Genomic DNA, 6,507 nt, shown 5'->3' with positions numbered 1-6,507 from the left:
GCGCAGGCCCTTTCCAGCCGCAGCCGCGTCAGCCAGGCGTGCGGCGTCAGGCCCACCGACAGCGCGAAGCGGCGCAGGAACTGATAGCGGCTCAAGCCGCACAGGCGCGCCAGATCCGCCAACCCGATCTTCTCGTCCAGGTGCGCCTGGCAGTAATCCAGCACCAACCGCAGGTGCGGCGGCGCCAGACCGCCGCGCACCTGCTGCGGCGCCACCGCGCCGGTGCGGGCGAACAGCGCGCCCATCAAGGCCAGCGACGCGGCCTCGTGCGCCAGCGGCCCGGCGGCGGCGTCCGCCATCCAGGAGGCATGCAACGCCACGAAGCGGGCAGCCAGGCCGGCGTCCTCGATCAGGGTGCCCAGAAAACACTCATTCGGCGCGCCGCCGGAGACCTCGGCGATGAAGCCGCGCATCAACTCCGGTGCGATGCGGAAAGTGTTCAGGGTATGGAATTGGCCATAGTCGGCTACGCCGGCGCCATCATGGATCTCGCCCGGCGGCATCAAGGCGATACCGCCCGGGCCCAGCAGCGTACTGCGGCCACGGAAGGTCTGGCGCTGCACGCCCTGGGTCACCAGGCCGATGTGATAATCGACGTGGTAATGCCGGTCGAACTGGAAATCGACCAGCCGCGCCACGCCCAGCACCAGGCCCGGCGTACCGGGCACCGGTCGATAACGCACGTCGTCCTTCATCGTCAACGCCATGGTGCAAAACGGCAGGTATAGCCCCGCTCGCGCCTTTCGGTCTTGTAATTTATTGCGGCGTCACTTCTTCAGCAAGGCCTTGAGCATGGCCATGCGTTCCTTGGGATTCATGGCGGCGGTGGTCTCGTCTTCCTGGATGCCCGGGGCGTCCAGGCCCATTTCCTCGATGAAACGCGAGGGCTCGCGCACCAGGTCCTCGCGCGCCCGGCGCCGGCGCTTGCACCAGCTCAGGTTCAGGCTGCGCTGGGCGCGGGTGATGCCCACGTACATCAGGCGCCGCTCTTCCTGGATGCGGGTGGCCAGGTTCTCGGCGGCGCGCGCCGGGTCGCCGACTTCGTCGTCCTTGCCCAGGTGCGGCAGCAGGCCTTCTTCGACGCCCGCCAGGTACACGTGCGGATACTCCAGGCCCTTGGACGCATGCAGGGTCGACATCTTGACCGCGTCCGGTTCCTCTTCCTCGCCCCGTTCGAGCATGGTCACCAGCGCCACGTGCTGCACCAGCTCGAACAGCGACATGTTGTCCTCTTCGGCCTTGCGCTTGAGCCAGCCGGTCAACTCCAGCACGTTCTGCCAGCGGGTCTGCGCCGGCCGTTCGTCGAACAGTTCGAACAGGTGACGTTCGTACTGGATCGCCTGCACCAGGTCGTCCAGGATCACGCCGGCCGGTTCGGCCGGCGCGCCATCGGTACCGGCCGTGGCGCCGCGGCCGGCGCGCCACTGCATGCGGCGGATGAATTCGGTAAAGGTGCGCAGCGGCTCGAGCTGACGCGGCGCCAGCAGGCTTTCCAGCCCGGTCTCCGCGACCGCGGCCAGCAGCGACAACTCGCGCGTGGCGGCGTACTGGCCCAGCGTCTGCAACGTGGCCTGGCCGATGCCGCGCTTGGGCGTGGTGGCCGCGCGGATGAAGGCCGGATCGTCCTCGTCGTTGGCCAGCAGCCGCAGGTAGGCCAGGATGTCGCGCACCTCGGCCTTGTCGAAGAAACTCTGCCCGCCCGCGATCGTGTACGGGATCTTCAGGTTGCGCAGCGCCTGCTCCAGGATGCGCGACTGGTGATTGCCGCGGTACAGGATGGCGAAATCCTTCCACTGCGCCTGGCGCTCGAAACGCGACGCCGAGATCTTCATGGCGATGGACTCGGCCTCGTGCTCCTCGCCGTCCATCGCCGAAACGACGATCGGCTCGCCCACGCCCAGGTCCGACCACAGCTTCTTTTCGAACAGCTTGGGGTTCTTCTCGATCACCTGGTTGGCCGCCGCCAGGATGCGCTGCACCGAGCGGTAGTTCTGCTCCAGCTTGATCAGCTTGAGATTGGGGTAATCGGTGGTCAGCTTGGCCAGGTTCTCGATCGTGGCGCCGCGCCAGGCGTAGATGGCCTGGTCGTCATCGCCCACCGCTGTGAACATGGCGCGCGGACCGGTCAGCAACTGCACCAGGCGGTACTGGCAGACGTTGGTGTCCTGGTATTCATCGACCAGCAGGTAGCGCACGCGGTTCTGCCAGCGCGTGCGCACCTCTTCGTTGTTGGCCAGCAGGATGGCCGGGATGCGGATCAGGTCGTCGAAATCCACGGCCTGGTAGGCGGCCAGCGTGGCGGCGTAGCTGCGATAGACGTTGGCGGCCTCGACGTCGCCCGGCGTGATGGCCTCGCGCGCCGCGTCGTCGGGGTCCATCAGCGCGTTCTTCCACAGCGAGATGATGCCCTGCACGTGGCGCAGGCGGCCCTTGTCGGTGGTGGCCAGCAATTCCTGGATGATCGCCATGGCATCATCGGCGTCCAGGATCGAGAAGGTCGGCTTGAGACCCGCGTTGCGCGCCTCTTCGCGCAAGAGCTTCACGCCCAGCGAATGGAAGGTGCTGATGGTCAGGCCCTTGCCCAGCTTGCGGTCCACCAGCGTCTTGACGCGTTCGTCCATCTCGCGCGCGGCCTTGTTGGTGAAGGTCAGCGCCACCACGTTGCGGCCCATGTAGCCGCATTCGCGCAACAGGTAGGCGATTTTTTGCGTGATGACGCGCGTCTTGCCGCTGCCGGCGCCGGCCAGCACCAGGCAGGGGCCGTCCAGGTACAGCACCGCCTCTTTCTGCGCGGGATTCAGGCCGTGGCCGATGGGTTCGTGAGCGGACATGGAATTCGGGGAATGGGGAACCACATAGAGTAATCGCAGCGGCGGCGCGCCGCCGTCAGATTTCGAGCGGGTCGACCTCCAGTTGCCAGCGCACCCGGGCCTCGTTGGCCAGGTACGGCAAGTGGTGCGACCACGACGCCAGGAAGGCCTGCAGCGCCGGACGGCTGGTGCTTTCCACCAGCAGTTGGGCGCGTTCGATGTTGGCCACCCGCACCACCCGCAGCGGCACCGGGTCGTACAGCATGACCGCGTCCAACCCCGGGAAATCGGCGGCCCACTCGCCCTCGGGCAGGGCCCGCGCCTGTTGCAGGAAAGCCTGCGCCACCGCCAGCTCGCGCGCCTCGGCGGTCAGCAGCGCCTGGTAGGCGAACGGCGGCAGGCCGGTGCTTTCACGCTCCTGCAGCGCGTGGCGCGCAAAGCCCGCGTAGTCATGGCGCAGCAGCGCCTGGTACACCGGCTGCTCGGGGTAGCCGGTCTGGATGATGACCTGGCCGTTGCCCTGATGGCGGCCGGCGCGGCCTGCCACCTGCATCAACTGGGCGAACAGGCGTTCGGGTGCGCGGAAATCATGCGCGAACAATGCCGAATCGGGGTTGAGCACGCCGACCAGCCCGAGCCGCGCGAAGTCATGGCCCTTGGACACCATCTGCGTGCCGACCAGGATGTCGACTTCGCCCGCATGCACCGATGCGAACAACGCCTCGGCGCTGCCCTTCTTGCGGGTACTGTCGGCGTCGATGCGCAGGATGCGCGCCTCGGGGAACAGTTCGGCCAGGTGTTCCTCGACCCGCTGCGTGCCGCGCCCCATCGGCGCCAGGTCCTGGTCGCCGCATTCGGGGCAGGCATGCGGCACCGGCGCCTGGTAGCCGCAGTGGTGGCATTGCAGGCGGTGGCCGCGGCCGGCGGCGCGGTGAAGTACCGTGAAGGCGGTGCAGCGCGGGCAATTGCTGACCCAGCCGCAGGACTGGCAATGCAGCACCGGCGCGAACCCGCGCCGGTTCAGGAAGATCAGCGACTGTTCCTTGCGCGCCAGCCGTTCGCCGACGGCTTCCAGCAGTTGCGGCGACATGCCGTGCTTCATCTGCAGCCGGCGCGTATCCACCAGCTTCATGGCCGGCAACGAACTGGCGCGGGCGCGCGCCGGCAGCGCCAGCCGCAAGTAGCGGCCGCGCTCGGCATGCTGCCAGGTTTCCAGTGACGGCGTGGCCGAGCCCAGCACCACCGGGATGTCGAGGTCATGCGCGCGCCATACCGCCAGGTCGCGCGCGGAATAGCGCAGGCCGTCCTGCTGCTTGTACGAGGCGTCGTGTTCTTCGTCGACCACGATCAGCCCAAGTTCACTCATGGGCGCAAAGATCGCCATGCGCGTGCCCAGCAACATGCGCGCCTGGCCGCGCTGCGCGCGCACCCAGGCCTGCAGCCGTTCGCCATCCGCCAGGCCGCTATGCAGCACAGCAAGTCCGTCCGCTCCCAGCAGCCCTTCCAGGCGAGCGCGCAGGGCGCCCTCCAGTTGCGGCGTCAGGTTGATTTCCGGCACCAGCAGCAGAACCTGGCGCCCCGCGGCCAGCACTTTCTCGGCGGCGCGCAGATAGACCTCGGTCTTGCCGCTGCCGGTCACGCCGTACAACAGCACCGGTTTGAACGCGGCGAGTCCCGCGATGGTGTCCACCGCCTCGCGCTGCGCATCGTTCAGTTCGGGCGGCCGGTCGGCCTCGGCCGGGTTGCGGGCCGCCTTGCGCTTGCGCCCATCCAGTCGTGCCACCGGGCCGCCCGCCGAGCGCTTGCCCTGATAGGCCGTGGGTTTGCGCAGCGGCGGTGGCAGGGTCGGCAGCATCACCTCGCCCAGGGGCCGTTGGTAGTATTCGGCGGCAAAGCGCGCCAGGCGCAGCCAGCCTTCGTCGAAGGGCGGCAGGTCGCTCAGCACTTCCTCGATCGGCTTGATCTGCCTGGGTTCGTAGGACGGCTCGGCGGGGTTGTCCACCACTACGCCGATCAGCTTGCGGCGGCCGAATGGCACGATCACCCGCAGGCCCGCGGCGATCGGCTCGTGGTGGCGGTAATCGAACGGACCGGGCAGCGGCACGTCCAGCGCGACGCGCACCCAGCAGACCGGCGCCGGCGAGGCCGGCGCGGATTCGACCAGCGCGAAGTCTTCAGACATTGAAAGGAGAACGGAACATGAACGGAACTGGCCCGAAATGGGCGCGATGACAGGGCCTGGAGAAACGGGGCGGGCCGGCGCCCGCACTGACAAGGATTGTCGCCGCAATCCCGGACGGGATTCCAGCCCCTGTGGATAACTTTGGGGAAAAGGCCAGAGCAACCTTAGAAATTGGAATAAGGCAAGATTGCATCAACTCTTGCAACCTTGTTGAAAACCAATTTTATCCCATTAAAAACATAGGCTTAGGCAAACTTTCAAGATTGTAAACTAGCTCCTAGAGGGTTTTCCCCGAGTCTGATCTTGCTGTGCACAACTACGCTCGGGGGCCTCATTGCCCGGACCTGCGGGCCGAAGCGTCCACTCACTTACCCTCTCAGCGAACGGCTATGACGGTGGACTTCGTCGACCAATTCGGCTACTGCTTCAGGCGGCGTGAAGCGCGAAATCCCGTGCCCCAGGTTGAAAACATGGCCGCCCTTGCCCACCGGCCCGAAGGCGTCGAGCACCCGGCGCGCCTCGGCGCGGACGGCTTCGCCCCCCCCGAACAACGCCATGGGGTCCAGGTTGCCCTGGAACGCGACCGAGTCGCCGGTGCGGCGTCGCGCCGCGGCCAGGTCGACGGTCCAGTCCAGGCCCACGGCATCGCAGCCGCAGGCGGCGATATCTTCGAGCCACTGGCCGCCGCCCTTGGTGAAGACGATGGCCGGCACGCGGCGGCCTTCGTGTTCGCGCGTCAGGCCTGCCACCACCTTGCGGGTATAGGCCAGCGAGAACTGCTGGAACAGGCCATCGGCCAGCACACCGCCCCAACTGTCGAACAGCATGACCGCCTGCGCGCCCGCGGCGATCTGCGCGTTCAGGTATTGCAGCGTGGCTTCAGCGTTGATTTCCAGGATGCGGTGCAGCAGGTCAGGACGCGCATACAGCATGGTCTTGATCAGGCGGTAGTCGTCACTGCCCCGCCCTTCGACCATGTAGCAGGCGATGGTCCAGGGGCTGCCGGCGAAGCCGATCAGCGGTACCTTGCCATCCAGATCGCGGCGGATGGTGGCGACCGCGTCGAACACGTAGCGCAGCTTGTCCATGTCGGGCACGGCCAGGCGCGCCACGTCTTCTTCGGTGCGCACCGGGCGCGCGAAGCGCGGACCTTCGCCCTCGGCGAAGTCCAGGCCCAGGCCCATGGCGTGCGGCACGGTGAGGATGTCTGAGAACAGGATCGCCGCATCCAGGTCGTAGCGTTGGAGCGGTTGCAATGTGACTTCCGAGGCATAGTCCGGATTCTGCGCCAGGCCCATGAAGGAACCAGCCCGCGCCCGCGTCTGGCGGTATTCGGGCAGATAGCGGCCCGCCTGGCGCATCAGCCAGATGGGGGTGTAGGGCACGGGCTCGCGCAGCAGCGCGCGCAAGAACACATCGTTCTTCAAGACGGAAGCGGACACGGCTATCCTCGATGATCGGAAGCCGTGATTTTACTGCCCCAAGCTGACAGGGCGAGCCGCCGGCGACGGACCG

4 protein-coding genes are annotated in these 6,507 nt (G+C 67.2%); all 4 read right to left on the bottom strand.

What is annotated here, in order from left to right; genetic code table 11:
- A partial coding sequence (locus AC6LKG_RS10255) for an AraC family ligand binding domain-containing protein (protein WP_498164212.1) occupies window positions 1-707 on the bottom strand: 707 nt, incomplete at its 3' end.
- A 60-nt stretch (window positions 708-767) separates the two neighbouring features.
- Window positions 768-2,831 (bottom strand): UvrD-helicase domain-containing protein, encoded by a 2,064-nt coding sequence (locus AC6LKG_RS10250; RefSeq protein WP_498164211.1) that lies wholly within the window; start codon window positions 2,829-2,831, stop codon window positions 768-770.
- A 55-nt stretch (window positions 2,832-2,886) separates the two neighbouring features.
- Window positions 2,887-4,992 carry a primosomal protein N' gene (locus AC6LKG_RS10245; protein ID WP_498164210.1) on the bottom strand — a complete coding sequence of 702 codons (2,106 nt, stop codon included), beginning with the start codon at window positions 4,990-4,992 and terminating at the stop codon, window positions 2,887-2,889.
- A gap of 368 nt (window positions 4,993-5,360) precedes the next feature.
- Window positions 5,361-6,434 carry a uroporphyrinogen decarboxylase gene (gene hemE / locus AC6LKG_RS10240; RefSeq protein ID WP_498164209.1) on the bottom strand — a complete coding sequence of 358 codons (1,074 nt, stop codon included), beginning with the start codon at window positions 6,432-6,434 and terminating at the stop codon, window positions 5,361-5,363.
- Between the last annotated feature and the right edge of the window lie 73 nt (window positions 6,435-6,507).

It is taken from the genome of Achromobacter sp. 46006 (genome assembly GCF_059761975.1).
The sequence above is the reverse complement of the archived record's forward strand: the minus strand, read 5'-3'. Positions and strand labels throughout refer to the sequence as shown.